At 73.0% G+C, this 26017-nt stretch carries 22 protein-coding genes; 11 read left to right on the plus strand and 11 right to left on the minus strand.

Going from position 1 to position 26017, the window contains the following annotated elements; all coding sequences use genetic code 11:
* Positions 1-28 precede the first annotated feature (28 nt).
* From OG514_RS01805 to OG514_RS01825, 5 genes are read left to right on the plus strand one after another with little or no spacing between them, the layout of a single operon-like run.
* Entirely contained in the window at positions 29-835 is an 807-nt protein-coding gene (locus OG514_RS01805) for a dihydrodipicolinate synthase family protein (protein WP_266890111.1), read from the plus strand.
* The gene (locus tag OG514_RS01810) at positions 832-1719 is read left to right on the plus strand and encodes an iron-containing redox enzyme family protein (protein ID WP_266890113.1); all 888 of its coding nucleotides are present in this window, start codon (positions 832-834) and stop codon (positions 1717-1719) included. Before OG514_RS01805 ends, OG514_RS01810 begins: the two co-directional genes overlap by 4 nt.
* Positions 1716-2081 (plus strand): Rieske (2Fe-2S) protein, encoded by a 366-nt coding sequence (locus OG514_RS01815; RefSeq protein WP_266890115.1) that lies wholly within the window; start codon positions 1716-1718, stop codon positions 2079-2081. Before OG514_RS01810 ends, OG514_RS01815 begins: the two co-directional genes overlap by 4 nt.
* Positions 2078-3529, plus strand: a complete 1452-nt coding sequence (locus OG514_RS01820; RefSeq protein ID WP_266890117.1) for a cytosine permease — start codon at positions 2078-2080, stop codon at positions 3527-3529. Before OG514_RS01815 ends, OG514_RS01820 begins: the two co-directional genes overlap by 4 nt.
* A 3-nt stretch (positions 3530-3532) precedes the next feature.
* A complete protein-coding gene (locus OG514_RS01825) occupies positions 3533-4453 on the plus strand; it encodes a PDR/VanB family oxidoreductase (protein WP_266890119.1) in 921 nt (306 codons plus the stop codon).
* 53 nt (positions 4454-4506) lie between these two features.
* On the opposite strand, the gene OG514_RS01830 is transcribed toward OG514_RS01825, so the two are convergent.
* From OG514_RS01830 to OG514_RS01875, 10 genes are all read right to left on the minus strand, one after another.
* A complete protein-coding gene (locus OG514_RS01830; protein ID WP_266890121.1) occupies positions 4507-5589 on the minus strand; it encodes a Zn-dependent alcohol dehydrogenase in 1083 nt (360 codons plus the stop codon).
* A gap of 35 nt (positions 5590-5624) precedes the next feature.
* Positions 5625-7016 carry an aldehyde dehydrogenase family protein gene (locus OG514_RS01835; protein WP_266890123.1) on the minus strand — a complete coding sequence of 464 codons (1392 nt, stop codon included), beginning with the start codon at positions 7014-7016 and terminating at the stop codon, positions 5625-5627.
* Between the two features lie 859 nt (positions 7017-7875).
* Positions 7876-8652 (minus strand): class F sortase, encoded by a 777-nt coding sequence (locus tag OG514_RS01840; protein WP_266890124.1) that lies wholly within the window; start codon positions 8650-8652, stop codon positions 7876-7878.
* On the minus strand, positions 8639-9376 hold the full coding sequence (locus OG514_RS01845) for a hypothetical protein (RefSeq protein WP_266890126.1): 738 nt from the start codon (positions 9374-9376) through the stop codon (positions 8639-8641). Before OG514_RS01845 ends, OG514_RS01840 begins: the two co-directional genes overlap by 14 nt.
* Before the next feature lie 189 nt (positions 9377-9565).
* Complete coding sequence (locus OG514_RS01850; protein ID WP_266890128.1) at positions 9566-10999, minus strand: CitMHS family transporter; 1434 nt, start codon at positions 10997-10999, stop codon at positions 9566-9568.
* Between the two features lie 119 nt (positions 11000-11118).
* On the minus strand, positions 11119-13320 hold the full coding sequence (locus OG514_RS01855; protein WP_266890130.1) for a molybdopterin-dependent oxidoreductase: 2202 nt from the start codon (positions 13318-13320) through the stop codon (positions 11119-11121).
* A gap of 77 nt (positions 13321-13397) precedes the next feature.
* Complete coding sequence (locus tag OG514_RS01860; RefSeq protein WP_266890132.1) at positions 13398-14120, minus strand: TetR/AcrR family transcriptional regulator; 723 nt, start codon at positions 14118-14120, stop codon at positions 13398-13400.
* 19 nt (positions 14121-14139) lie between these two features.
* Complete coding sequence (locus OG514_RS01865; RefSeq protein ID WP_266890134.1) at positions 14140-15456, minus strand: hypothetical protein; 1317 nt, start codon at positions 15454-15456, stop codon at positions 14140-14142.
* Positions 15453-16280, minus strand: a complete 828-nt coding sequence (locus OG514_RS01870; RefSeq protein ID WP_266900715.1) for a hypothetical protein — start codon at positions 16278-16280, stop codon at positions 15453-15455. The genes OG514_RS01865 and OG514_RS01870 overlap by 4 nt, the downstream gene beginning before the upstream one ends.
* Positions 16281-16333: 53 nt before the next feature.
* Complete coding sequence (locus tag OG514_RS01875) at positions 16334-18433, minus strand: right-handed parallel beta-helix repeat-containing protein (protein ID WP_266890136.1); 2100 nt, start codon at positions 18431-18433, stop codon at positions 16334-16336.
* 175 nt (positions 18434-18608) lie between these two features.
* On the opposite strand from OG514_RS01875, the gene hmgA reads away from it, so the two are divergent.
* From hmgA to OG514_RS01890, 3 genes are all read left to right on the plus strand, one after another.
* Complete coding sequence (gene hmgA / locus OG514_RS01880; RefSeq protein WP_266890138.1) at positions 18609-19922, plus strand: homogentisate 1,2-dioxygenase; 1314 nt, start codon at positions 18609-18611, stop codon at positions 19920-19922.
* Between the two features lie 40 nt (positions 19923-19962).
* Positions 19963-20712, plus strand: a complete 750-nt coding sequence (locus OG514_RS01885; RefSeq protein ID WP_266890140.1) for a GntR family transcriptional regulator — start codon at positions 19963-19965, stop codon at positions 20710-20712.
* A gap of 180 nt (positions 20713-20892) precedes the next feature.
* Positions 20893-22137, plus strand: coding sequence for a type ISP restriction/modification enzyme (locus OG514_RS01890; protein ID WP_266900716.1), 1245 nt, complete (start codon positions 20893-20895; stop codon positions 22135-22137).
* Here OG514_RS01890 and OG514_RS01895 read toward each other — a convergent pair.
* Positions 22124-22861 (minus strand): TetR/AcrR family transcriptional regulator, encoded by a 738-nt coding sequence (locus tag OG514_RS01895; RefSeq protein WP_266890141.1) that lies wholly within the window; start codon positions 22859-22861, stop codon positions 22124-22126. The genes OG514_RS01890 and OG514_RS01895 overlap by 14 nt on opposite strands.
* A 63-nt stretch (positions 22862-22924) precedes the next feature.
* Between OG514_RS01895 and OG514_RS01900 the strand changes: the two genes are divergently transcribed.
* The 3 genes from OG514_RS01900 (at position 22925) to OG514_RS01910 (ending at position 25951) form a co-directional block, all read left to right on the plus strand.
* Positions 22925-23863, plus strand: a complete 939-nt coding sequence (locus tag OG514_RS01900; protein ID WP_266890142.1) for an ATP-binding cassette domain-containing protein — start codon at positions 22925-22927, stop codon at positions 23861-23863.
* Positions 23860-24678: an ABC transporter permease gene (locus OG514_RS01905; RefSeq protein WP_266890144.1), complete on the plus strand. Its 819-nt coding sequence runs from the start codon at positions 23860-23862 to the stop codon at positions 24676-24678. The genes OG514_RS01900 and OG514_RS01905 overlap by 4 nt, the downstream gene beginning before the upstream one ends.
* Before the next feature lie 76 nt (positions 24679-24754).
* Positions 24755-25951 (plus strand): CaiB/BaiF CoA-transferase family protein, encoded by a 1197-nt coding sequence (locus OG514_RS01910; RefSeq protein ID WP_266890146.1) that lies wholly within the window; start codon positions 24755-24757, stop codon positions 25949-25951.
* The last annotated feature ends 66 nt before the right edge of the window (positions 25952-26017 follow it).

A 26017-nucleotide genomic window follows, 5' to 3' on the forward strand; every position in this document is an offset into this window, starting at 1 on the left:
TGTAGACATTCCGAAGGGCACCCCACTCATGCCTGGCACCTACTCCGGGACCGTCGTCCCGCTGATCACCCCCTTCGACGAGCACGGCGTCGTCGACGAGCAGAGCGTCGTCCGTCTCCTGGACCACATCCGCGCCGAGGTCAACGGCCTCATGCCGGCTCTGACCTCCGGTGAGGGCTGGAAGCTCGACGCGCGGCAGTGGCAGGACGTCGTGACGTACACCGTGCGGCACTCGGGCGGCCTGCCCGTGCTCGCCGGCATCCAGCTCCCCGACACCGCCGCGGTGATCGACCGGGCCCGTACCGCGGCCGCGATCGGCGCCGACGCCGTCGTCGTCACCACGCCGTTCGGCGCGGACGTGACGCAGGACGGGATCGTCGAGCACTACGAGGCGATCCGCGCGGCCCTCGACATCCCGATCTTCCTCTACAACGAGGAGGCGCTCTCGGGCAATCGGATCGAGTTCGAGACCCTGATCCGGATCTGCGAGGAGATACCCGGGATCGTCGGCATCAAGGAGTCCAGCGGCGACGCCGCGTTCACCCGGAAGATGGCCGGGGCCGGCACCGGCATCCCGGTCTTCGAGGGCTGGGAGAACCTCCTCGTCGACGCCACCGGCATCGACGGCTTCATCGGCCCGCTGGCCAACCTCGAACCGGGCCTGTGCAACGCGATGCTCGTCGACCCGACCCCGGACCGCCAGACGGAGATCAACACCGTCTGCGAGCGGTACGGCGTCTTCAAGGACGACTGGTACCGCTGGGTCAAGAAGGAACTGCACCGGCGCGGCGTGATCGCTTCCCCCACCGTGCACGAGGAGGCGAAGGCGGCATGAGCGCGATCCCCGCCGCTCCCTCCCCCGCTCCCTCCGCCGTCCCGGTCGCCGCGCACTCGATCACGGCCCCGGCCGCGACCGCGCAGCGCGAACTGCACAGCCTCTACCGGCGGGTACCCAACCTCGGCGACTACGGTTCGATGGCCGCGATCGAGGAGCGGTGGATCCTGCCCAAGGCGCGGGCGTACGAGGCCTCCGCGCCCCGGTTCGGCTCGGCCGGCGAGCTGCTCCAGGCGCTCAAGGAATTCCTCGCCGAGGAGGAGGCCTCGCTCCCGGAGAGCGCGACCTTCCTCGCCGAGGAGGCGACGCTCGATCAGTTCAAGGTCGTGGTGCGGCAGTTCGCGCTCGACGGCCTCACCGAGTCCGAGTCGCTGCTGCCGGTCGTGCCCCGGCTGCCGTACCGCTCGGCGATGGCGGTCTTCCGCGTCCTCATCGACGAACTCGGCTGCGGCAACGAGGAGAAGGCGCACTCCCAGCTCTACCGCGACCTGCTCACCGAGCTCGGCATGAGCCTCCGCCTCGACGACTACCTCGACGAGACGTCCCCGGAGTGCTTCGCCTACGTCAACATGTTCCACTGGCTGGCGAGCCGGGCGCCCTCGCCCCAGTACTTCCTGGGTGCGTACGCCTACTTCGAGACCAGCGTGCTGTACGCCTTCCAGAGCTTCGCGCGGGCGGCGCGGCGGCTCGGGATCGTCCACGACGCCTACTACACCGAGCACCTCTACATCGATGCGTACCACAGCAGTCATATGCGTACGGCGATCCGCGCGCTCGAAGAGCCGGACCTGGCGAAGATCTGGGCGGGCGTGCGGCTGGCCTCCGACATCGTGGGTACGGCCACGGAGACGGCCCTCGCGCGGGCGCGGGAGACCGTCGCATGACGGCCGTGCCCGCGGGGCGGCGGCGGGACTCCGACGAGCCCACCGTCCGCCAGGTGACCGAGGAGCTGGTCCTGGTCGAGGTGGGCGGCCGCAAGGTCCTCGCGGCCGCCGTCTGCCCGCACCGCGGGGGCCGGCTCAAGTACGGCAGGGTCGACGGGGACAGGCTGCGCATCACCTGCCCCCTGCACCACACGACCTTCGACCTGGCCAGCGGGGAGCGCCTGTCGGGCGCGGCGTGCGCGGCGCTCCGGGTGGTCGACGTACTGCCGGGTGACCTCTCCGTTCCGGAACAGCGCGACCCGGCGCACGACCGAGAGGTCGCGCCGGCATCGGGAACCGCCCCCGCCGGGGGCGCCTCATGACCACCACACCGACCGGGGCGGCGTCCACCGTGACGCCGCCCCGTGCGGCGGTCGACCACGACGGCATCGCTCCGGTGCCCGAAGCCGAACGCACCTCGAAACCGGGCGACTTCGGCTGGATCTGGCCCTCCGCGCAGTTCTCCTTCGGCACGGTCGTCCTCGGCGCGCTGCCCGTCGTCTTCGGCCTCGGCTGGTGGGCCTCGGCGAGCGCGATCGCCGTGGGCGTCGCCGTCGGCACGGCGCTGCTCGCGCCGCTGGCCCGGTTCGGCGTCCGCACCGGCTCCAACGATCCCGTGGCGAGCGGGGCGCACTTCGGCGTCCGGGGCAGGGTCGTCGGCAACGTCCTCACGGTGGTGACCGCGCTCGGCTTCTTCGCGATCGCCGTGTGGACGGGCGGCACCGCCGTCATGGTCGCCGGCCACCGGCTGCTCTCCACCCCCACCGGCCCCGGCGCGCTGACCGCCGCGATGTTCGTGACGGCGGCGGCGGTCGCGCTGGTCGCCGTGCGCGGCCACGAGACCCTGGTCCGTACGTACCGGGTCACGGCGGTCACCGGGGGCGTGGTCCTGCTCGGCACCGTGCTCGTCCTGGCCCCGGACTTCGACGCGGGATACGCCGGCGGGACGCTCGCCCTCGACAGCACCCTGCACACCTGGCTGCTCGCGGCGACCGCGTCCGCCGCCGTGCCCCTGTCGTACGCCACCTTCCAGGGCGACTACACCCGCTTCATGCCCGCCTCCACCCCCACCGGCCGGGTCGTGCGGGCCAGTGGGATCTCCATGTTCCTCAGCAGTCTCGCCGCGCTGCTCACCGGCGCGTACGTGACGACCCTCTTCCCCGTCCCCGACGCTCCCTGGCTCCAGGGCCTGACGGACGCGGTGCCCGGCTGGTTCGCGGTCGCCGTCGTGGTCTTCGGCTTCGCGGGCACCCTGCCGCAGGCGGGGCTCTGTCTGTACGCGGCCGGGTTGTCGGCCAACTCGGTGTTCTGGCGCTCCTCACGGGCCGCCGTGACCACGGTGGTCGCGCTGCTCGCGGCAGCCGTGCTGTACCTCGGGGCGGTGGTGTACGACGCGATGGACGCGATGTCGGCGTTCGTGACACTGCTGCTCACGGTCGTCGCCCCCTGGGCGGCCGTGCTGTTCGTCGGATACGTGCTCCACCGGGGCCGGTACGACGCGGAGGCGCTGCGTACGTTCACCACGGGCGGCGGCGGACGGTACTGGTACACCGGTGGGGTCAATCCGCGGGCCGCCACGGCCTTCGCGGTCGGCTCGGCCGTCGGGGTCCTCTGGGTCAACAATCCGCTCTACACCGGCCCGTTGACCGAGCTCACCGGCGGCGTCGACCTGAGCCTGCCGGCTGCCTTCGTGGTCGCCGCCGTGCTGTACGGGGCGCTGTGCCGGGTGTGGCCGGAACCACTTCTGCCGCCGTCGCGAACTTCGAGGTGACGCATGTCCAATGCCCTGCTCACGGTCCGGTCGGTCGTCCGGGAGGCCGAGGGCGTCCTGGGGCTCCTACTCGCCGATCCCACGGGCGCCGTGCTGGCCCCGTGGGAGCCCGGCGCGCATCTGGAGGTGACGCTGCCGTCCGGTGCGGTCCGGCACTACTCGCTCTGCGGTGACCCGGCGGACCGGAGCGCGTACCGGCTCGGGGTGCTGCGGGAGCCTGCCGGCCGGGGCGGATCGGAGGAGATCCACACCTCCGTCGGCGAGGGCACGGTCCTCGGGGTCCGGGGCCCGTTCAACCGCTTCCCGCTCGTGTCCGCCGAGCGGTATCTGTTCATCGCCGGGGGCATCGGCATCACCCCGCTGCTGCCGATGGTCCGCTCCCTGCCGCCGGGGTCGTGGTCGTTGCTGTACGGCGGCCGGAGCCTGGCGGCCATGGCGTACCGCGAGGAGCTCGCCGCGCTCCCCGGGGTCACGCTCGTCCCGCAGGACACGGCGGGGCTGCCCGACCTGGACTCCGTCCTCGCCGGGATTCCGGCGGAGACGGCCGTGTACTGCTGCGGCCCGGAGGGGCTGCTGCGGGCAGTGGAGGAACGGTGGCCCGGTTCGCTGCACACGGAACGGTTCGGCGCGGCGCCGGCCCGGGACTCCGGGGGCGGTGACGGCTTCGAGGTGGAGCTGCGGCGGAGTGGGCGGACCGTGCGCGTCGCGCCCGGTCGTACCCTGCTCGACGCGGTTCGTGAGGTGGTTCCCGGCGTCGCGTACTCCTGCGAGGAGGGCGTCTGCGGTACCTGTGAGACGAAGGTGATCGCCGGGACGCCCGAGCACCACGACTCCGTCCTCGGCGAGGACGAGAAGGCCTCGGGGGCGACGATGATGATCTGCGTGGGCCGCTCGCGCGGCGGCCGTCTCGTGCTGGACCTGTGACGCGTGGAAGCCCGTACCGGCGTACCGGTACGGGCTTCCACGTGTGCGTGCTGTCAGGGGAAGACCACCAGGGCCCGGCCGCCCTTGCCCGCGAGCATGTTCTCGAAGGCGCCCGGGATGCCGTCCAGGGTGATCCGCTCGGTGACGAGAGCACCCAGGTCGAGCCGGCCGGCCCGGATGTGTTCGGCGAGGACCGGGAGGTCGACGGCCGGGTTCGAGTTGCCGTAGACGCAGCCCGCGAGGGTGCGGCCCCAGTGGAAGAGCTCCAGGGCGTTGAAGGTGACCTGCTGGTCCTTGCCACCGATGCCGACGATCGTGGTGCGGCCGCCGCGCCGGGTGGAGTCCCAGGCGGTACGGATGGTGACGGCGCGGCCGACGCATTCGACGGCCACGTCCACGCCCTGGCCGCCGGTCAGCTTCCGTATCTCCTTCGCCGTGGTCTCGGAGGCGACGACGTACTCGGTCGCACCGGCCGCCCGTGCGAGCGCCTCCTTCTCCGGCGAGACGTCCACGGCGACGATCGTCGAGGCGCCCGCGATCCGGGCGGCCTGAAGGGTGGCGAGGCCCACCCCGCCGACGCCGAACACCGCGACGGTCTCGCCCTCGCGGACCCGGGCGGAGTGGTGGACCGCGCCCCAGCCGGTGAGGACGGCGCAGCCGAGGAGGGCGGCGTCGGCGAGCGGTACGCCGTCGGGCACCGGGAGGACGCAGCCGGCGGCGACGACCGTCTCCTCGGCGAAGGCGGCGACGTTGAGTCCGGGGTGGAGTTCGGTGCCGTCCTGGGTGCGGGCGTGGATGTTCGCTGCGCCGGTCAGGGCGTTGGCGCAGAGCCAGACCTCGCCGAGCGAGCAGGGGTGGCAGCTGCCGCAGGAGGGAGCCCAGTTGAGGACGACGCCGTCGCCGGGGGCGACATGGGCGACGCCCTCGCCGACGGAGACGACGGTGCCGGCGCCCTCGTGGCCGAGGACGGCGGGGACCGGGACCCGCATGGTGCCGTTGGAGAGCGAGAGGTCGGAGTGACAGACCCCGGCGGCGGCGAGCCGGACCCGGACCTGACCGGGGCCGGGCTCGGGGAGTTCGATGCCGGTGATCTCCAGCGGAGAGCCGACGGCGGGCAGGACGGCGGCGCGGATCACGCTCGTTGCTCCTTCTGCGCTCGGGAGGGGAGGACTCAGAACTGGAGGGACTTGGTCTGCAGGTACTCGGAGAGGCCGTGCGCGCCGAGTTCCCGGCCCACGCCGGACTGCTTGTAGCCGCCGAAGGGGGCCAGCGGGTTGAACCGGCCGCCGTTGATGTCGACCTGGCCGGCCTCCATCCGGCGGGCGAAGGCGACGGCCTCCTCGGGGTCGCCCCAGACCGCTCCGGCGAGGCCGTAGACGGTGCCGTTGGCGATGGCGAGGGCCTCGTCCTCGTCCTCGTACCGGAGGAGCGAGACGACGGGTCCGAAGATCTCCTCCTGGGCGATGGTCATCTCCGGGGTGACGTCGGCGAAGACGGTCGGGGAAACGTAGTAGCCAGTCCCGAGCGGGGCTTCGGGGCCGCCGGCGACGAGCCGGGCGCCCTCCTCGACGCCCTTCTCGATGTAGCCGCGGACGCGCTGCTGCTGCTTGGCGTTGACCAGCGGGCCGAGGCGCTCACCGGGGACGTACTTGGTGACGGCCTCGGCGGCGAGCGCCACCGCCTCCTCGTAGCGGTCCGCGGGGATCAGCATGCGCGTCCAGGCGCTGCACTTCTGACCGGAGTTGGACATGACGTTGGCGATGCCGACGGAGACGGCCTGGGCGAGGTCGGCGCTCGGCAGGATCACGTTGGCGGACTTGCCGCCGAGTTCGAGGGCGACGCGCTTCACTGCGCCGCCCGCGAGCGCGCCGATGCGGCGGCCGACGGCGGTGGAGCCGGTGAAGGAGACGAGGTCCACGTCCGGGTGCTCGGCGAGGGCCTGGCCCGCGACCGGGCCGAGGCCGGTGACGAGGTTGAACACACCGGCGGGCAGGCCCGCCTCGTGCACGGCCTCGGCGAAGAGCTGGGCGGTGAGCGGGGTGTCCTCGGCGGGCTTGAGGACGGTGGTGCAGCCGGCGGCGAGGGCGGGGGCGATCTTGGCGACGACCTGGTGGAGCGGGAAGTTCCAGGGGGTGATCGCGGCGACGACGCCGACGGGCTCGGCGTAGACGGTCGAGTTGCCGACCTTCTCCTCGAAGGGGTGGGTCGCGGCCAGTTCCGCGTACGTGCCCGCCACGACGATCGGCAGTCCGGCGTGCACGGCGGCGGCGAGCTGCGGCGGGGCGCCGAGTTCGGCGGTGACGGTGGCGGCGATCTCCTCCGCGCGGGCGGCGAGCGCGTCGCGCAGGGCGGCGATCCTGGCGCCGCGCTCGGCGGGCGGGGTCGCGGCCCAGCCGGGCAGCGCGGCGCGGGCGGCGCGTACGGCGGCGTCGACGTCCTCGGCGGTGCCGGCCGGGACGTGGCCGATGACCTGCTCGTCCGCCGGGTTGATGACGGCGATCGTGTCGGGGCCCGCGGCGGGGCGCCACTCCCCGCCGATGTACATCGCGTCGTGCGCCTTCATCCGCTGTCTCCTCACGCTGCCGACCGGATCGTCGCCGGCCGGTTGGTCACCGACCGGTTCGCCACCGGCCGGTACGTCGTCCACCAAACTAGCGCTGTTAGTTTTCCGGCGCCAGGACCTCGGAACGTGCCCCCCGTCTCAGTCCCGGGCCGCACAGGGAGCCTCCGGGCCGTCGAGCAGCGAGCCGCGTACCCAGCCGATCGTGCCCCGCCCGCCCCGGCGATGTCCACGGGCACCCCTGACAGCCGGACACCCCCCGAACTGACAGAAGCCTCCTTGCCCACCGGTCATTCCCCGGTATCGGCCGGGTCCTGGCGACCGCGACCGTTCGGGTACGGATGCGGGAAGCCGGAACCGCGGCCGGGGCGGGAGCGCGGGCCGGTGGGAGCGAGCTGCTCGAACCACCGAGCGGACGGCGCCGACCCAGGGCGACCGTCAGGGCGTGTTCGAGGTGCGATCGGCGCGGGCCGGGGCGGCGGTACGGGAGGGCCGACCGGCCGGCCGGAGGAGACGCTGCGGCTGCCGCCCGAGTACCGGGAGGCCGGCATCCCACATCTGACGGCCTGGGCGCTGCTGTTTTTTCGTGCGGGCGGCCCGAGGAGGCCGTCGAGGTGCGCGCGCCGGGGTCGAACGGGCGGGGCCGGCCGGGGAACGGCTCGCGGAGACAAAGACGGAGACGGAGTCCCTCAGGTGTGCGGCGCCGGCGCGCTCGCGGCGGCGGGCCGGGACCGGGAGCCCGCGGAGGGCTTCGGCCGGGCGGCGGTGCTCGCGGCGGAGTGGCCGTATCCGGCGGGCGCACGCCGGATGGCGTGGGCCCGCCGGGGCGGGCAGAACGGCGGACGCGGCTGGGGTCCGCCGTTCAGATCTTGCGGGCGATATCGGTGAGGTGGGCGAAGACGACGATGTTCGCCTCGTAGCCCGTGCTGCGGTCGAAGGCTCCGCCACAGGTGAGCAGCCGGAGTTCGGGCCGCCCGGTGGCGCCGTACACCTCCTTGTCGGGGAACTCGGCCTTGGCGTACGTACGGACGCGGTCGACCGTGAAGACGGCGACCTTGCCGTCGGCGCGGGCGACCCGGACGGTGTTGCCGGGGCTGAGCGAGTCGAGGTTGAGGAAGACGGCGGGCCCGGTGCGGGTGTCGCGGTGACCGACGACGACGGCGGTCCCGCGCTCACCCGGGGTGGCCCCCTTCGCGTACCAGCCGGCGACCAGGGGGTTGTCGACGGGCGGCGTGGCGAGGCGTCCCGCCGCGTCGAGACCGAGTTCGACCACCGGGGCCTCGACGGTGATGGCCGGTACGGCGACGGTGGTCGGACGTGAGCGGGCCAGCGGTGCGGGCGGGGGCGACGGTCGGGGCGAGGGAATGGCCTTCGGCCGCGCCCTGGGCTTCGCCTTGTGGTCGAGGGCGGCCGGCGCTCCGGCCCCCGCGTCCGCCCCGGCCGCCCCGGAGGCGGCCGGGGCGGACGCGGGCCGACCGGGAGCGGCCGGGCCTGCGGCGAGCACCGGCTCGGCCGGTTCCTCGTCTCCGGCCCACCAGACTCCGCCGGTCACCAGGACCACGGTGACCGTCACGGTCCTGGCGAGCCGGAACAGGCGCCGGCGCCGGCGCGTGAGGCGGGAGGACCTACGCCGCGCCATCGGTGCGGCGGCGCGAGCGGCGGATCAGGACCAGTCCGGCCGTACCGGCGAGGCCGGCGGCGACGGCCGCCCCGATGCCGAAGTTGGAGGAGTCGTCGGCGGCGATCTCCGCGCTGCCGCCGCCACCGGCACCGACCGGGCCGTGCGGGGGCTTGCCGTGGCCGTGGCCACCGTTGCCGCCGTTACCGTTGCCCCCGTTGCCGTTCCCGCCGTTGCCGTTGCCGCCGTTACCGTTCCCGCCGTTGCCGTTGCCCCCGTTGCCGTTGCCGCCGTTACCGTTCCCGCCGTTACCGCCGTCCGGGCAGGTGACCCGGAAGACCTTCGACTTGGCCGCGCCGTTCTGGCCCACCCACGTCCATTCGACCTTGTACATGCCGGACGGCAGGCCGGTGATGTCGTCCGTGTGTCCGTCACCGGTGCTGTTGACGGCGATGCTGCCGTTCTTCAGCGACGGGTCCTGGTTGCCTGGCAGGCCCGGCTGCTCGTAGATGTTCCACTGGATGCTCTGCAGGCCGTCGAAGTTGAAGGCCGCGAACCGGAAGATGCACCCGACCTGGGGCTGGTTGGCCTCGCTGGTGTCGGGTGTGCCCTGCCGGTGGACCTTGACGTCGCCGTTGTCGCCGGGCGCGGCGAAGGCCGTCGGAGCGCCGGCGAGGGTCACGCCGCCGAGCGCCAGGGTGGCCAGCGCCGCGCGGAGCAGAGTGCGGGTGGGGGGAGTCGTCATGGTGCGGGTCCTCCAGTCGTGAGCACGTCGGATACTTAGTGCGATAATCCGACTATCTGTCACGACATGGACACGGAGGGTGGCGACAGGGCCGCACCACCCTCCGGCTCCACCCGTCCGGCCCACCCTCCGTCACCGCGCCACCGACGCCCGGGTCGGATCGGGCCGCGCCGGGAGCCCGGGAGCGGATCAGATGATGCCGAAGAGGATCCCCGACGCGAGGACGACCAGCGAGGTCAGCGCCGCCCACTTCACCGTGAACTTGGTGTGGTCGCCGAACTCCACCTTCGCCATGCCGACGAGGACGTACACGGCGGGGACCAGGGGGCTCGACATGTGCAGCGCCTGGCCGACCAGGGAGGCCCGTGCGATCTCCAGGGGCGAGACCCCGTGGGCGGCGCCCGCCTCCGCGAGGACCGGGACCACGCCGAAGTAGAAGCCGTCGTTCGACATGAAGTAGGTGAGCGGGATGCTGAGGACACCGGTGACCAGGCCCATGTGCGGCCCCATGCCCTCGGGGATGGCCCCGACGAGCCAGTCGGCCATGTGCTTGACCATGCCCGTACCGGTGAGGACACCGGTGAAGACGGCGGCCGCGAAGACCATGCCGGAGACGTTGAGGACGTTGTCGGCGTGGGCGGCGATGCGCGCCTTCTGCTCTGCCATCTTCGGGTAGTTGACGGTGAGCGCGAGCGCGGCGCCGAGGAGGAACAGCACCGGGATCGGCATCAGTTCGAGGATCATCGCGGCGAGCAGCGCGACCGTCAGACCGGCGTTGAACCAGTACAGCTTGGGCCGGAGGGTCGCCCGGTTCGGGTCGAGTCCCTGGAACCCCTCGTCCTCGCCCGCACCGGAGCCCTTGTCGGAGCCCGCGCCGGTGCCCTGGGCCGCTCCGGGCGCGTCACCGGCACCGCCGACCGGCTTCTTGGTCAGGTCCACACCGCCACCGCCACCGGCCGTGACGAGCACCGTGTCGGTCTCGGGCACCAGGACCTCGTCGAGCGTGAGGTAGCCGATGCGCTTCCGCTCACGACGGCCGAGGACGTACGCGAGGACGAAGACGAACAGCAGGCCCATGCCGAGCGCGGGGATCATCGGCACGAAGACGTCCCCGGCGTCCAGCTTCAGCGCGGTCGCGGCGCGGGCCGTGGGGCCGCCCCAGGGCAGGGTGTTCATGACGCCGTTCGCGGTGGCGGCGACACCCGTCATGACCACCAGGCTCATGCCGAGCCGCTTGTAGAGCGGATACATCGCCGAGACGGTGATCATGAAGGTGGTGGAGCCGTCGCCGTCCAGCGAGACGATCGCGGCGAGCACCGCCGTACCCACGACGATCCGCACGGGGTCCGCCTTGCAGAAGCGCAGGATGCCCCGGACGATCGGGTCGAACAGGCCGACGTCGATCATCACGCCGAAGTAGACGATGGCGAACATCAGCATCGCCGCCGTCGGTGCCAGCTTGCCGACGCCTTCGATGACGTAGTCGCCGAGCTGGGCCCCCTGCCCCACCACCACACAGAAGAGCGCGGGGATCAGCACGAGCGCCGCGATCGGCGACATCTTTTTCATCATGATCAGGACCAGGAAGGTCGCGATCATGGCGAAGCCGAGGACGGTCAGCATGGAGGACACCTCACGTTCACCGTTGAACAGCCGCCGAGCGGCGGTCCGGATGACGGTAGGTGCCCTCTTCCGCCGTTAACAAGATGTTGACGCGTGAGCAATACGAGCAAAACCCCAGGTCAAGGCAGGGGTGACACGTCCACGGGGAAGCCGTTCAGAACGGCGGTGCCCGACAGGGGGTCGAGCCGGGAGCCGTCGAGCAGCTGGTTGACGTTGACTCCGGGGCGGGCGGACGCCACGGACAACCGGGTGCCCGGCCGGTCGTGGCCCCAGCCGTGCGGCAGGCTCACCACCCCCGGGCGCACCCCTTCGGTCACCTCGACCGGCACCTCCAGCTCGCCGCCCTCGCCCTTGATCCGGGCGAGGCCGCCGTCAGCAAGCCGCAGCCGGGCGGCGTCGTCGGGGTGCACCTGGAGGGTGCACCGGTTGGAGCCGCCGCCGAGCGCGGGGGTGTTGTGCAGCCAGCTGTTGTTCGAGCGCAGGTGGCGTCGCCCGACGAGCTGGAGGGTGCCGGGGTCGGGTACGGCATCGAGCGCGGCGCGCAGCCTGGGCAGGTCGGCGGCGAGCGGCGCGGGGCACAGTTCGATCCGTCCGCTGACGGTCTTGAGCAGCTGGGGCACGCGCGGCTTCAGCGGGCCGAGGTCGATGCCGTTCGGGTGGGCCCGCAGCTCGTCGAGCGTGAGCCCGTACGGGCCGAGGCGCAGCATCAGGTCGAGCCGGCGCTCAGGTCCCGTGTCCCCCGTGAGCCGGGCCGCGAACTCCTTGGGGTCCGCCCCGTACGCCGGCGAGTGCTCCTGGGTCACCGCCTTGGCGAGGGTGGTGTCGATCGCGAGCTGGTCGACGGCGGACGGCGGAGCCCCGTGCATCCCCGAGACGGCGAGGATCAGCCGGGCGTGGATCTCGCACTCGTCCATGCGGCCCGCTTCGACGGGGAGCACGGCCGGGGTGTAGCGGGCCTGGTCGCGGACCGCGAAGCCGTTGAAGGCGAAGTCGAAGTGGGAGCTCTGCGAGGGCGGGGGCGGGGGGAGCAGGACGTCGGCGTGCCGGGTGGTCTCGTTGAGGTACGGGTCGACGGCGATCATGAGGTCGAGGGAGCCGAGTGCCGCATCCAGGCGGTGTCCGTCGGGCGCGGACAGGACGGGGTTGGAGGCGACGGTGATCAGCGCCCGGATGCGGCCCTCCCCCGGGGTCTCGATCTCCTCGGCGAGCGCGACCATCGGCAGCTCCCCCTTGACCTCGGGGTGGCGCGAGACCCGGCTGTGCCGGCGGCCGAGGGTGAAGCCCCTGCCGGGTCCCGCGGGGCGCGGGGCGGGCGCGGTGGCGGAGAGCGGGAAGAGTGCGCCGCCGGGCCGGTCGAGGTTGCCGGTGAGGATGTTGAGGACGTCGACGAGCCAGTTGGCGAGGGTGCCGTAGGCCACGGTGGAGCTGCCCATCCGCCCGTAGACGGCGGCGGTGGGCGCGGCGGCGAGTTCCCGGGCGAGGGCGCGGATGGTGTCCGCGTCCACGTCGCAGGCGTCGGCGACCGCCTCGGGGCTGAACTCCCGTACCGCGGCGCGCACCTCCTCGCTCCCCTCCACATGGGCGGCGAGCGGGCCGAGGTCGGTGAGCCCCTCCTCGAAGAGGGTGTGGACGAGCGCGGCGAGGAGGAACGCGTCGGCGCCGGGGCGGATCGCGACGTGCCGGTCCGCGAGGCGTGCGGTGCGGGTGCGCCGGGGGTCGACGACGGTGAGGGTGCCGCCGCGTCGGCGCAACGCCTTGAGCCTGCCGGGGAAGTCGGGGGCGGTGCACAGGCTTCCGTTGGAGTCCAGCGGGTTGGCTCCGAGGATCAGCAGGTGATCGGTGCGGTCCAGGTCCGGCACGGGGATCGCGAAGGGGTCTCCGAACAGCAGGCCGCTGGAGACGTGCTTGGGCATCTGGTCGATCGTCGACGCCGTGAAGAGGTTCCGTGTGCGCAACGCGCCGATCAGCAGGGGCGGGTAGAGGGCGCCGGCGATCGTGTGCACATTGGGGTTGCCCAGGACGATACCCACGGCATCCGGCCCGTACTCCTCGATCAGCGGACGAATTCCGGCGGCGATCGTGTCGAACGCCTCCTCCCAGGTGGCCTCCTGGAGCCGGCCGTCCTTCCTGACCAGGGGGCCGCGGAGCCGGTCGGGGTCGGAGTCGACCTGGGGGAACGCGGCGCCCTTGGGGCAGATGAACCCCTGGCTGAAGACGTCGTCGCGGTTGCCGCGCGCGCCGGTGACCCGGGCCCCCTCGATCGTCAGCGTCAGTCCGCAGGTCGCTTCGCAGAGGGGGCAGATGCGCAGGGCGGTGGACATGGCGTCTCCCTGGGGCGGCGTCGGGTGGCGCCGAGCATACCGACCGGTAGGCACGTGCGGGAGGGGTCTGCGGGAGGTTACGAGAGCGAGGGCGCCAGATACGCGTAGAGCAGCTGACGGGTCTCGTCGACGATCGCCGGATCGCCGGCGGGGTCGGTGCGGAAGGCGAGCCGGACGAGGGCGTCGGCGGTCTCCACGCCGACCAGCACCTTCCGCCGCAGGTCGTCGTCGGCCGGTCGGTCCAGGTGGGTGGCGAGGAGGGCGCAGAGCCGTTCGGCGACCAGGCGGTTGGGGTCGTCGACGGCACTCGCCGCCACGTCCTCGCCGTGGTCCGCACCGTCGTCGGCGCCGCCTCCGTCGACGCCGCCCGCTCCTCCGCCGCCACCCGCGCTCTCGCCCGGTGCGGCGGCGGGCACGCCGAAGTCGACGAGGGCGAAACCAGGGACGGTCCGCTTCATCTCGATGAACTCGTCCAGGACGCCGTCGATGGCCCCGTGGGGGTCGAGGCGCGGCTCGGCGGTGAGACGGGCGGAGACCCGCTGGGCGTACTCGTCGAGGTTGCGGTGCGCGAGGGCGGCGACCATCGCCCGCTTGTTGCCGAAGAAGCGGTAGACGGAGCCGATGGGGACTCCGGCGCGGACGGCGACGGCACGGGTGCTCAGCTGCTCGTAACCGGTCTCGTCGAGGAGTTCGGCGCAGGCGCCGAGAATCCGGGCGAGCCGCTCGGCGCTGCGCTGCTGGACGGGGGCCCGGCGGAGCGCGGACGGGGACTGGGGGCTGGTCTGGGGCACGGGGACCATGATGCCGCTCCGGTCGGGCTCAGGCGATCAGCAGGCCGATGCCGCCGAGGGTGTACGCGATCATCAGCGCGAACAGCGGGAGTTGGCCGGCGACCGCGCGGTCGGGCGGGAAGAGGCGCACGGACCGGTCGTGGGCGGCGACGACGCCGAGGACGTGACCGGTGACGATCGCGGCGACCTGAAGCGTCGCGAGGCCCCCGGGACCCAGGAACGGGGCGGGTGCGAGGGCGTTGTCAGTGCCCCCTGCCATCATGACTGTACGTGGCCCTTCGGTGACGTAGAGCGAGAAGTAGTGGGCGACGAGATAGCCGAGCGCGATGGGCAGGAGCGAGTGGGCGAAGGAGGTGAGGGGGGTGGTGAGGGCTCGGTTCATCAGGCGGAGGGCGCCCGCGCAGAGTCCGTAGCAGGCGGCGACGAGGGCGACGGCGGCGAGGAGGCCGAGCGTGGCGGTGAGGGTGGGGCCGAGGGGTGAGGTCTGGAGGGTGGTGATCCAGCGGGGGTTGTCGGAGAGGCCGTCGTAGGCGGTGGAGCCGAGGAGGACACAGACGGTGGCGACGAGGCCGGGGGTCTGCGGGGTGGCGTCCAGGCCGTGGAAGGGGGAGCGCAGCACGAGACGGCCTTCGGCGCGGCGGCCCAGCGGCGAGAGCCGGGCGAGGAGGGAGGAGTAGACCTCGAAGGGGTCGGCGTGGGCGAACCATCGGTCGCCGTAGCGGGCGGCGCCGATGAGCAGGACGCCGGTGGGGACGGCGACGGCGATCAGGAGGGTGGTGGTGGAGGTGTTGTCGGGGGCGACGAGTTCGAGCCAGGTGAAGAGGAGGAGACCGAGGGCGGCCGGGCGGATGCCGACGGCGGCGGGCAGCGGACGGGGGTTCCGGGGCGGGTGCAGGGCGTGGAGGGCGCGCAGGGGGTTGAGGAGGCGCCAGACGGGGCCGAGGAGGAGGGAGGCGGGGACGAGTCCGACCCAGAGCAGGACGTAGAGGGCGCCGGGGGCGGGATTGCGGTCCGGGTCGTCCGGGCCGAGAAGGAGGTGGAGGAGGAAGACGAGGGCGGCGACGGCGCCGAGCAGCCGGAGCGCGGTGCGGGTGGCAGGGGCGTCGGCCGCCCGCTGGAGGACGGCGGGGAGCGGGCGTCCTGACAGGTCGCCGCGGAAGCGGGAGGAGGACCAGAGCAGTCCGAGGGCGAGGAAGGAGATGAGGAGCGCGGCGAAGGCGCCCGCGTAGGCGTAGAAGGGCGAGAGGGGGAGGTCGTGCCGGGAGCCCACGCCGTGGGCGAGTGGAAGACCGAGACCGATGTCGGGGACGTGGGCGTGGGCGGCGTCGGCGGGGAGACCGGTCATCGGACGACGAGTTGGGTCAGGAGGAGTCCGGACTCGTGGGTCTCCACCTCGAAGAGGCCGGTGCGGTCCGCGGTGAGGGTGAGGGTCGCGGGTGTGCCGGGAGAGAGGGGCAGTTCGCGGTCGTAGCCGTGCACGTGGAGCGTGTCGGCGCGGTCGCCGGTGACACGGAGGGTGAGGCGTTCGCCCTTCTTCAACTCGATGCGGGAAGGGGGTGGCGAGACGGTCTTGCCGGTGATGGTGAGGGTGACGGTCCGTCCGGGATCGGGCGTGCGGGAGTCGGGCGGGCGGGAGTCGGTCGGGCGGGCGGGCGCGGGCGGCGCGGAGGTACCGGGACTCGCGGGGGCGGATGAGGCAGGGGTGCCGTCCAGGCGGACGGTGGTCTGGACGGGGGTGCCGGCGGCGGCCCAGACCGTGTGGTCGTCCGCGTGGAGCCGGACGGTCAGGGTGCGGGCGCCCGCCGGTACGTACCCCCACGGGCCGTAGAGACGGGTGATCTCCCGGCCGTCGATCAGGAGGCGGGCGTGGCCGCGGCCCGGGAGGGCCGCGCCGCCGGTGCTCTCGGGGGTGAAACGGAACCTCTCCACCGTGAGGTGGACGTTCCAGCCGCCCTCGCTGTCGGGGCGGGCCTCGGCCCGGACGGTGGGTGCGTCCGCCGCCGGGAGCTCCCTGAGCCGATGCCCGCCCTCGTCCCGGGCCGTGAGCAGGGTCCCACTGCTCCCGGTGGCCTCCTGGTGGCTGGTGCCGGGCTTGTGATGGGTGGTGGCCCGGCCGCCGCAGCCCGCGAGGGCGAGGGCGGCGGCCAGGACCAGGGCCAGGGGCGCCACCGCGACCCGGAGCGGCTTGGGCGTGTACGGGTCCGTCACGCGGTTCGCGCCGTTCACGCGGTTCCCTCCCCGTGCGACCGCGCCTCGGTGGCCGGTTCGGGCTCGGTGCTCGGTCCCGACTCGGGCTCCTGGTCTTCACCGGCCGGGTGCGGCTCGCGGGCTCCCGCCGCGACCACCGCCCACAGGACCCAGACCACGCCCAGCAGGAGACGGAGCCAGGCCGGGCTCAGGGGGATGCCGGGGACCATCAGGACCGCCTTGTCGAAGGCGTCGAGGAGGGTGAGGGCACCGAGGACCACGGTGGTCCAGGCCAGGACGGGGCGGGTGGGCCGGAGGGCCAGGCCGAGGACGGTCCACCAGATGCCGGTGAGCAGCAGCGCGAGGGCCGGGACGACGGTCGGGGTGAGGGCGAGGGTCGAGCCGGCGACATCCAGGGCGAGGCCCGCGAGGCCGATGAGGGTGGCCGCGCCGGCGAGGCGGTTGCCGCGCAGGCGGCGCCACCAGAGGGCGAAGCCGGCCAGGGCGAGGACGAGGGAGCTGCCGAGGGCGAGTTGGGTCTCGACGCGCTGGAGCCCGCGGGCGCCGTACCAGTCGCAGCCTGCCGGGAGGCGGCGTGCCTGGACGTTGTAGTCGGCGCAGACGAGGAGCTGGGCGAGCTTGACGGGTTCGCCGATGAGCCGGTCGGTGTCGCCGGAGACGTCGCCGCGGCGCGCCCCGCAGTCGGGCAGGGCCCCCGGGGTGGCGGCGCCGGCGTCGGACTGCCAGCAGTTTCCGCCGCCCTGGCCGTCCCACCACACGTCGCTGCGGTTGGGGCGGGAGGCGCCGGACTTGTCGACGCCGAGGTGGTTGGCGGCGTAGCGGTTGTGGTGGGAGGTGTCGGTCTGCTTGCCCCAGGCGGACTCGCCGCGGATGAAGGCGGGGACGGCGCTGAGGTAGAAGGCGGCGCGCTGGTGGCCGTAGACCCAGTTGTTCTCGTAGAGGTTCCAGTTGCCGCCGGCGGTGATGATGCCGGTGCCGGGGGGCATGGAGATCTGGGGGCAGACGACGCCCTGTTCGTAGCCGCGCTCGACGGGCGGCTTGGCGCAGGTGCCGTCGGCGACGTACGGGTAGTAGTTCTGGTTGTTGTCGTGGATCAGGTTGCGTTCGAAGCGGGCGTGGTTCTGGGGCAGTCCGGGGTGGCCGGGGAAGGCGGAGTCCATGGAGGCGCCGCCCATGTTGTGGTCGAACTCGTTGTCGTGGACGTAGACGGAGTCTCCGGCGGTGCCGGAGTAGCCGACCATGTTGTGGTGGCTGCGGCAGCCGGTGATCTCGATGGAGTAGCGGGGGACGTCGTAGCCGTGTTCGTCGTTGATGTCGGAGGCCGAGCCGGGGTAGATGCCGGAGTCGCCGTTGCCGTAGGACTCACAGTTCTTGTAGAGGCCGTGGTCGGAGGCGAAGGTGAGGAAGCCGTACTCGTCGTTCCAGCGGGTGAGGACGTCGTCGATGACGAAGCCGTCGGCGGCGAGCACGTACAGCGAGTTGAAGGTGGTGCGCTGGGCGGTGAAGTTGCGGAAGTAGACCCCGTCGGTGCCGTCGGCGCGCAGCCCGTTGAGTTTCTGGTACTTGGCGTCGATGACGACGTCGAGGCGGGAGGCTCCGGTGCCCTCGATCTGGAGGTTCTTCTTGCCGAGGATGGCGACGAGGTTCTGGTTGTGCGGGCACTGCAGCTGCTGCTCGTAGCTGAGGATCTGGTAGCCGAGCGAGGACTTGGGCGCCTTGAGCGTGGCGCAGGCCCCGGTGGGCGGCGGCAGCGAGGGCTCTTCCTCGTACAGGCCGGGGAGGATCGCGATGGTGAGTCCCGGCCGGTCGACGGCGTCGACGGCCTGCTGGAGGTGGCGGTAGCCGTCGCGGGCGCAGCGCTGGTGGAGGGCGAGGTTGCGGGCCTTGAGGGTGGCCGGGAAGCCGGAGATCCGGCGTGCGAAGTCGGCCCGGTCGGTCTTGCAGACGAGAAGGTCGGGTTCTCCGGTGCGGAGCTTCGGCACGGTGCCGGAGCCGTCGGGGAAGGTGACGGGCCGCTCCTCGTGGGCCTGGGCCCCGGGAGCGGTGAGCAGGGCCGCGGCGAGTGCCGCGAGCACGACCGTGAGCGCGAGGACGAACCTTCGGGTCCAGGACATGCGCGTGAGAGTAGAGCATTGTTCATCTTTTTTGACCCCCTCGCGCGGCACCCGGTTTCCGGGCGCCCCGCCACCGGAGGCAGATGCACCGTTGACGGGAGGCGCGCGGAATCCTACGGTCATCCATAGGATTCCCTTATGGGTTTCCCTTGTGGGCTCAGGACAGGAGCGGGCGATGACCACGGAGCAGGCCAGGAAGACGGCCGATGCGCTCAGCTACAGCACCGGTTTCGGCAACGAGCACAGCTCGGAGGCGATCCCCGGCGCACTGCCGCACGGCCGTAACTCGCCGCAGCGCGCACCCCTCGGTCTCTACGCCGAGCAGCTCAGCGGCAGCGCCTTCACCGAGCCGCGGGCACACAACCGCCGGTCCTGGCTCTACCGGATCCGCCCCTCGGCCGCGCACCCGCCGTTCACCCGGATCGACAACGGGGCGCTGCGCGGCGCCCCCTTCACCGAGACCGTGCCCGACCCCAACCGGCTCCGCTGGAACCCGCTGCCCGAACCGGCGCCGGGCACCGACTGGCTGGCCGGTCTGTGGACCCTCGGCGGCAACGGCGACGTGACCCAGCGCACCGGCATGGCCGTGCACCTGTACCACGCCAACGCCTCCATGGAGCGGGTCTTCGGCGACGCGGACGGCGAGCTGCTGATCGTCCCGGAGCGCGGCGGCCTCCTGCTCCGTACCGAGCTCGGCCTGCTCGCCGTCCACCCCGGCGAGGTCGCGCTGATCCCGCGCGGGGTCCGCTTCCGCGTGGAGCTGCTCGACGAGACCGCCCGCGGGTACGTCTGCGAGAACTACGGCGCCCCGTTCCAGCTCCCCGACCTCGGCCCGATCGGTGCCAACGGCCTCGCCAACGCCCGTGACTTCCGGGCCCCGGTCGCCGCCTACGAGGACGTCGAGGGTCCCGTCGAGGTGGTCAACAAGTACTGCGGCAACCTCTGGTCGGCGACGTACGGCCACTCCCCGCTGGACGTCGTCGCCTGGCACGGCAACCACACGCCGTACGTCTACGACCTGCACCGTTTCAATGTCATCGGGACGATCTCCTACGACCACCCCGACCCGTCGATCTTCACGGTCCTCACCTCGCCCTCCGACACCCCGGGGCTCGCGAGCGTGGACTTCGTGGTCTTCGCCCCGCGCTGGCTGGTCGGCGAGGACACCTTCCGGCCGCCGTACTTCCACCGCAACGTGATGAGCGAGTACATGGGCCTCATCGAGGGCGCCTACGACGCCAAGGCGGAGGGCTTCGTGCCGGGCGGCGGCTCCCTGCACAACATGATGTCCGCGCACGGCCCGGACCGGGAGACCTTCGACCGGGCCAGCGCCGCCGAGCTGAAGCCGCAGAAGATCGACGACGGTCTTGCCTTCATGTTCGAGACCCGCTGGCCGGTGACCGCGACCCCGCAGGCCGCGGACGCCGACCACCTTCAGAAGGGGTACGACGACGTATGGCAGGGTCTTGAGCGCCACTTTCGGCCGTAGTGTCTCGGCCGTAAGCCCGTAGCCTTCGTACGGAGAACCCGTGACCGCCTTCGCTCCCGACTCGCTGGTCCTGAACCGCAAGCTGCCGCTCTGGTATCAGGTCTCGCAGTCGCTGCGCGCCTCGATACTGGGGCGCACGCCCGACGCCTCGCTGCGGCTGCCCACCGAGGAGCAGCTCGCGGCCCACTACGGCGTGAGCGTGCTGACCATGCGCCAGGCCCTCAAGGAACTAGAGGAGGAGGGCCTGATCAGCCGGCACCGACGGCGCGGGACCTTCATCGAGCCGGGCGCCCGGCGCTCCACCCCGCGCCGACTGCTCGGCTCGATCGACGCGATCGTGGCCCAGCAGTCGGGCGAGGCGACGACGGTCCTCGGGCACGGCACCGAACCGGTGCCGGGTGAGCTCGCGGAGTACTTCCCCGACCTGACGGAGATCGTGGCGTACCGGCGGCTGCGCCGCGACGGGGAGAGCGGCGAGCCGACGAACTGGGCGGAGAACGCGGTACTTCCCGAGCTCGCCGCGGCGATCGACCCGGCCGATCTGGAGCGCTGGCCGATGACGAAGGTGCTGCGGGACGTCGTCGGGGTGCGGATCAGCCGCATCACGGACACGGTCGAGGCGCGCCTCGCCGACCCTGAGACGGCGGCCCTGCTCCAGGTCCCGCTGCTCTCGCCGATCCTCCACTACACCGGCGTGACCTACGACGCGGACGGCCGGGTCGTCGACGTGGCGCGCATCCGCTACCGCGGCGACCGTTTCTCCTTCACGGTGACGGTCGAGGCCCAGTAGAAGAGGCGCCTCGGCGCTGGAAGCCCACGGACGGCGGTCGTTAGCATGCGGGGCGTGACGGAAGCCCCCGGAGCGAACGACGCCGACCTGCCCCGCCTCGACGAGCCGACCTGCGCCGACGACCCGCCCCTCCTCGACGGCACGGCCCCCGTCGACGACCTGCCCCTCCTCGACGACCTCATGCCGTGGTCCGTCGCGCCGCTGCGCTTCGGCCGTACGTGGATCGTGGCGCCGGACGCGCGGACGCTGCGGTCCCGCTGGGACCGTCTGGTGGCTGCCGAGGGTGCCGAGCGGGAGTCTCTGTTCCGGCCCAGCCGCGCGCGGACCCCGGCGAGTGCGGTGGCCGCGCTGCCGGGGCAGCGGACCGGGACCGTGCGCTGGGCCCGCGAGTCGGGGCCGTGCCCCGCGCCCGTACGGGTCGCGCGCGGGCCGTTCGACGAGCAGTGGCTGCTGCCCGACCACCGGCTGATCGACACCGCACGCCCGGAGCTGTGGCGGGTCGCCGGGGAGCCGCAGCTCTTCGCCGTCGAGCAGGGGTACGTGCCGGGTGCGGCCGGTCCCGCCCTCCTGGTGACGGCCGCGCTTCCCGAGGGCCGCTCCCCCGCCGGTCGACCGGGCCGGATCCGCCCACTGTTCCGGCGCCCCGGGGGCCTGGAGCCCAATCTCGCCCCCGGTCTCCTCGATTTCCTCGCGGAGCGGTACGGGCACGAGGTCGACGCGCTGGAGTGGCTCGCGTGGACGGTGGCGGCGGCCCGGCCCTCCCCCGCGGGGTGCCGGGTCCCGCTCCCCGAGGACCCGGAGGTCTGGGCGGCGGGCGTGGCGCTCGGCCGGGACCTCGTCGACGTACAGGTGCGGGGTGCGCTGACCGGGACGAAGCCGAGGCTGCCGGGCGGTCGGCGGCCCTATGTGCGGGCCGCCGTCCCGCCGCGCCCCGGGGCGATGACGTACGACGCCGGGGACGAGGCCCTGTGCCTCGACGAGGGCCGCATCTCACCCGTATCGGCGGAGGCGTGGGAGTTCAGCGTCGGCGGGACGCGGGTCCTGGAGCAGTGGTTCGCGCACCGTACCGCCCCGGCGGAGCCCGGCTCCCTTGAGGCGATCGGCCCGGCGGACTGGCCGCAGGAGTGGACCTCGGAGCTGCTCGACCTGGTCACGGTGCTCGCGCTGCTCGGGGCGCGGGAGGCGGAGCGGGCCGCGTTCGCTCCGGAAGGGGAGGAACCCACCGGCCGGACGAAGGGACTCGCGGGCCGGACGAAGGCATCCGCGGGCCCGGCGGGGGGACCCACGGGCCTGACGAAGGGATCCGCGGGCCAGGCGGAGCTGCGGGCGGCGGGCGTGCTGCCCCCGCCGCCCGGGTCCCGTCGCCCCGCCTCCGTCCTCGACCATCAGGAGGAGGGCCCGGAGGGTCAGTTCATGCTCCTGTGACCGGGGCGCCCGGCGGCGCGAAGGAGTCGAGGAGCCGGCCGATGGTCAGGGCGAAGATCTCGTCCGCGTCGACGGGCGCGGCGGGGGCCTCGGCGAGCAGTCCGGCGAGGTGCGGGTACCGTCCGCTCGCCACCTGCCCCATGAGGTAGGCGCCGCGCACCGCCTGCTCCTCCGCCTCGGACCAGGGCAGTCCGCGGGCCCGTTCGGCGATGGCCTGCTCGTTGGCGACGGTCGCCATGACCGTGCCGTTGACCATGGCGATCAGCTGCATCTTCAGCCCGGCGGGGACGTCCAGGGGGACGAGGCAGCCGAGGCACCACTCCAGGAAGCTCAGGGCGTTGGGGCTGAACCCGTAGGCGGTGGTCATCACCCGGGCCAGCCAGGGGTGCCGGTACATGATCGCGCGGCTCTGGTGGGCGATCATGGTCATGTCCGCGCGCCAGTCGCCGCTGGGCGTCTCGGGGAGTTCGTACTCGCCGCTGACCGCGTCGACCATCAGCTCGTACAGGTCCTCCTTGCGGGGGACGTAGTTGTAGAGCGACATGGTGCCGCAGCCGAGTTCGGCGGCGACGCGGCGCATGGAGACCGCGTCGATGCCGTCCGCGTCGGCGATGCGGACGGCAGCTTCCACGATGTCCCGCCGGCTGTACGCCGGTTTCGGGCCTCGGCCCGCGCGCTCGGGGCGCGCCCAGATCACTTCCGGTTCGGCCGATCGGCCCGCCATGGATCATCACCTCGCTCTCCATCGTAGTTACGTACGCCGTACGTAGTGGGGTATGGTCACGCCATGACGACTACGTACGCTGTACTTAGTAAGGGTCTGCAGAAGCGATACGGCGACGTGCACGCCCTCCGGGGCCTCGACCTCGCCGTCCCCGAAGGCTCGGTATGCGGCGTCCTCGGCCCCAACGGCGCCGGAAAGACCACCGCCGTCCGTGTGCTCACCACCCTCGTCAGGCCCGACGCGGGCAGCGCGCTCGTCGCGGGCCACGACGTGGTGCGCGACCCGGCGGGGGTGCGGAAGCGGATCGCGGTCACCGGGCAGTACGCCTCGGTGGACGGGGATCTGACCGGCGCCGAGAACCTGCGGCTCTTCGCCCGGCTGCTGCGCGCCCCGCGTGCCCGCGCCGACGAACTCCTGGAGCAGTTCGGCCTCGCCGCGGCCGCCGGACGACCCGCCCGCACCTACTCCGGCGGCATGCGGCGCCGGCTGGACCTGGCGGCGAGCCTGCTCGTACCGCCCCGGGTCCTCTTCCTCGACGAGCCGACGACCGGGCTCGACCCGCACAGCCGCAACGGGATCTGGGACGCCGTACGGCGGTTGGCGTCCCAGGGCACGACCGTGCTGCTGACCACGCAGTACCTGGAGGAGGCCGACCAGCTCGCCGACGACATCGTCCTGATCGACGAGGGACGCGCGGCCCAGCGCGGCACTCCGGCCGAACTCAAGGCGCTCGTCGGCAGCTACGCCGAGGTCGTCGTCGCCGACCCCTCGGCCCTCGAAGCGGCCGCGGCCGTCCTCGACCGACTCACCGGCTCGGCGCCGGTCCTGGACGCCGAGCGACACACGGTCGGCGCGGTGACCACGGACACCACGCTCACCCTCCCCCGGATCGTCCGCGAGGTCGACGCGGCCGGGGTCCTCATCGTCGACGCGTCCCTGCGTCCGCCCACCCTCGACGAGGTGTTCCTGCGCCTCACCGACCGGAAGGAGCTCGCCGCATGACCACCGCGCTCGTCCACGAGGACGAAGCCCGTCGCACGGGCACCGCGCTCGTCCACGACGGGGCCGCCGTCCTCGGCCGTCACCTCCAGCGCATTCGGCACGCGCCCGCGATCACCGTGATGACGCAGACGATGCCGATCGTGTTCCTGCTGTTCTTCGGGTACGTGTTCGGCAGCGCGCTCGCCATGCCGGGTGCCGAGTACCGGTCCCAGCTGGTGCCGGGACTGCTCGTGGCGACGGCCGCGGGCGGTCTCATGACCGGCATGTTCCAGGCCGCGCAGGACTCCCACCGGGGTGTCATGGACCGCTTCCGGACCATGCCCGTGAGCCGGTCCGCCGTCCCCCTCGGCCAGGCGCTCGCCGACCTGGTGGCCAGTGCCGTCGGCACCGTCCCGCTCATCCTGGTCGGGCTCGCGATGGGCTGGCGGATCGAGGGGACGGCGGCCGAGGCCCTGGGCGCCTTCGGGCTGCTGCTGCTGTTCCGTTTCGCGACGACCTGGGTGGGCATCCTGCTCGGCCTCGCGTCGAAGAGCGAGGAGGCGGCGGGGCAGCTGGGCAGCGCCACGTTCATGCTGCCGCTGCTCTCCAACGCGTACATCCCGACCGACAACATGCCGGACTGGCTGCGGACGGTCGCCGAGTGGAACCCGATCTCGGCGGTCACGACGTCGGTGCGCGTCCTCTTCGGCAACGCCCCCGTCCCGGCGGACGCGGCCTGGCCGGTGGCCCACCCGGTCGCCGGGGCGCTCCTCTGGTCGCTCGGTCTGATCGCCCTCTTCGCCCCGCTCGCGGTCCGCCGCTACACCCGGGGCTGACGATCCCCGCACACCACGAGGGGTGACATACCCCCCTGGTGACAAGGAGCGGCCCCACAGGGTAGGCAGGGCTTCCATGAGCACCCAGCCACTCCCCCTCGACGGGATCACGGTCATCGCCGTCGAGCAGGCCGTCGCCGCCCCCTTCGCCACCCGGCAACTCGCCGACCTCGGCGCCCGCGTCGTCAAGATCGAGCGGCCCGACGGCGGCGACTTCGCCCGGGGGTACGACACCGCCGCCCGGGGCCTCGCCTCCCACTTCGTGTGGTGCAACCGCGGCAAGGAGTCCGTGGCGGTCGACCTCAAGGACCCGCGGGGTCTCGCCCTGGTCCGGCGGATGGTGGCAGGCGCCGACGTCTTCGTGCAGAACCTGGCCCAGGGGGCGGCGGCCCGGCTCGGTCTCGACGCCGCCGCCCTGTGCGCCGAGCACGCGCGGCTGATCGCCGTGGACATCTCCGGGTACGGGGCGGAGGGGCCGTACGCGCACAAGCGGGCGTACGACATGCTCGTCCAGTGCGAGGCGGGCCTGGTGTCGGTGACGGGGACGCCGGAGCAGCCGGTGAAGTCCGGGATCCCGGCGGCCGACATCGCCGCCGGGATGTACGCCTTCTCCGGTGTCCTCGCCGCTCTCGTCCGGCGCGGCACCACCGGCCGGGGCGGTCCGGTGGAGGTCTCCCTGTTCGACTCGCTCGCCGAGTGGATGGGACATCCGTTGCACCATGGGTTGCACGGGGGCACACCCCCGGCGCGAACGGGGCTCGCGCACGCGGTGATCGCGCCGTACGACGCCTATCCGACGGCGGACGGGGGTCTGGTGCTGCTCTCCGTGCAGAACGACCGGGAGTGGCGGCGGCTCGCCGAGCAGGTTCTCGGCCGGCCCGAGCTGGCCGAGGACCCGGCCTTCGCGACGAACACGGCGCGGGTGGCGGGCCGCGCGGCGACGGACGCGGCGGTCGCGGCGGCACTGGCCCCGCTGACGGCTCCCGAGGCGCTGGCCCGGCTCGACGCGGCGGGCATCGCCTGTGCCCGGCTCAACTCGGTCGCGGAGCTCGCGGACCATCCCCAGCTGACGGCCCGTGACCGCTGGCGGGAGGTGGAGTCGCAGGTCGGGCCGCTGCGCTCGCTGCTGCCGCCGATCGTCTTCCCGGACGCGCCGGAACCGCGCATGGACCGGATCCCCGCCCTCGGACAGGACACCGCCGCGGTGCTCGCCGAACTCGGAGTGCCGGAAGCGGAGATGAAGGAGCTGAGGGGTGCGGGAGTGATCGCCTGACCCGGCGTGCGGCGTCGGGCCCGGTGCGGATCCTGGTCCCGGGTACGACTGAGCGCCGGACGGGCG

The organism is Streptomyces sp. NBC_00572, from assembly GCF_026341815.1.
Taxonomy (GTDB): Bacteria; Actinomycetota; Actinomycetes; order Streptomycetales; family Streptomycetaceae; genus Streptomyces.

Excerpts from the sequence above, each read along its gene's own strand:
- OG514_RS01860 (WP_266890132.1), bottom strand. The coding sequence starts at position 14,120 with ATGGTCCCCGTGCCCCAGACCAGCCCCCAGTCCCCGTCCGCGCTCCGC.
- OG514_RS01865 (WP_266890134.1), bottom strand. The coding sequence starts at position 15,456 with ATGACCGGTCTCCCCGCCGACGCCGCCCACGCCCACGTCCCCGACATC.
- OG514_RS01815 (WP_266890115.1), top strand. The coding sequence starts at position 1,716 with ATGACGGCCGTGCCCGCGGGGCGGCGGCGGGACTCCGACGAGCCCACC.
- OG514_RS01805 (WP_266890111.1), top strand. The coding sequence starts at position 29 with ATGCCTGGCACCTACTCCGGGACCGTCGTCCCGCTGATCACCCCCTTC.
- OG514_RS01890 (WP_266900716.1), top strand. The coding sequence starts at position 20,893 with ATGCCGTGGTCCGTCGCGCCGCTGCGCTTCGGCCGTACGTGGATCGTG.
- OG514_RS01810 (WP_266890113.1), top strand. The coding sequence starts at position 832 with ATGAGCGCGATCCCCGCCGCTCCCTCCCCCGCTCCCTCCGCCGTCCCG.
- OG514_RS01855 (WP_266890130.1), bottom strand. The coding sequence starts at position 13,320 with ATGTCCACCGCCCTGCGCATCTGCCCCCTCTGCGAAGCGACCTGCGGA.
- OG514_RS01900 (WP_266890142.1), top strand. The coding sequence starts at position 22,925 with ATGACGACTACGTACGCTGTACTTAGTAAGGGTCTGCAGAAGCGATAC.
- OG514_RS01840 (WP_266890124.1), bottom strand. The coding sequence starts at position 8,652 with ATGGCGCGGCGTAGGTCCTCCCGCCTCACGCGCCGGCGCCGGCGCCTG.
- OG514_RS01850 (WP_266890128.1), bottom strand. The coding sequence starts at position 10,999 with ATGCTGACCGTCCTCGGCTTCGCCATGATCGCGACCTTCCTGGTCCTG.
- OG514_RS01875 (WP_266890136.1), bottom strand. The coding sequence starts at position 18,433 with ATGTCCTGGACCCGAAGGTTCGTCCTCGCGCTCACGGTCGTGCTCGCG.
- hmgA (WP_266890138.1), top strand. The coding sequence starts at position 18,609 with ATGACCACGGAGCAGGCCAGGAAGACGGCCGATGCGCTCAGCTACAGC.
- OG514_RS01835 (WP_266890123.1), bottom strand. The coding sequence starts at position 7,016 with ATGAAGGCGCACGACGCGATGTACATCGGCGGGGAGTGGCGCCCCGCC.
- OG514_RS01825 (WP_266890119.1), top strand. The coding sequence starts at position 3,533 with ATGTCCAATGCCCTGCTCACGGTCCGGTCGGTCGTCCGGGAGGCCGAG.
- OG514_RS01895 (WP_266890141.1), bottom strand. The coding sequence starts at position 22,861 with ATGGCGGGCCGATCGGCCGAACCGGAAGTGATCTGGGCGCGCCCCGAG.
- OG514_RS01845 (WP_266890126.1), bottom strand. The coding sequence starts at position 9,376 with ATGACGACTCCCCCCACCCGCACTCTGCTCCGCGCGGCGCTGGCCACC.
- OG514_RS01905 (WP_266890144.1), top strand. The coding sequence starts at position 23,860 with ATGACCACCGCGCTCGTCCACGAGGACGAAGCCCGTCGCACGGGCACC.
- OG514_RS01910 (WP_266890146.1), top strand. The coding sequence starts at position 24,755 with ATGAGCACCCAGCCACTCCCCCTCGACGGGATCACGGTCATCGCCGTC.
- OG514_RS01820 (WP_266890117.1), top strand. The coding sequence starts at position 2,078 with ATGACCACCACACCGACCGGGGCGGCGTCCACCGTGACGCCGCCCCGT.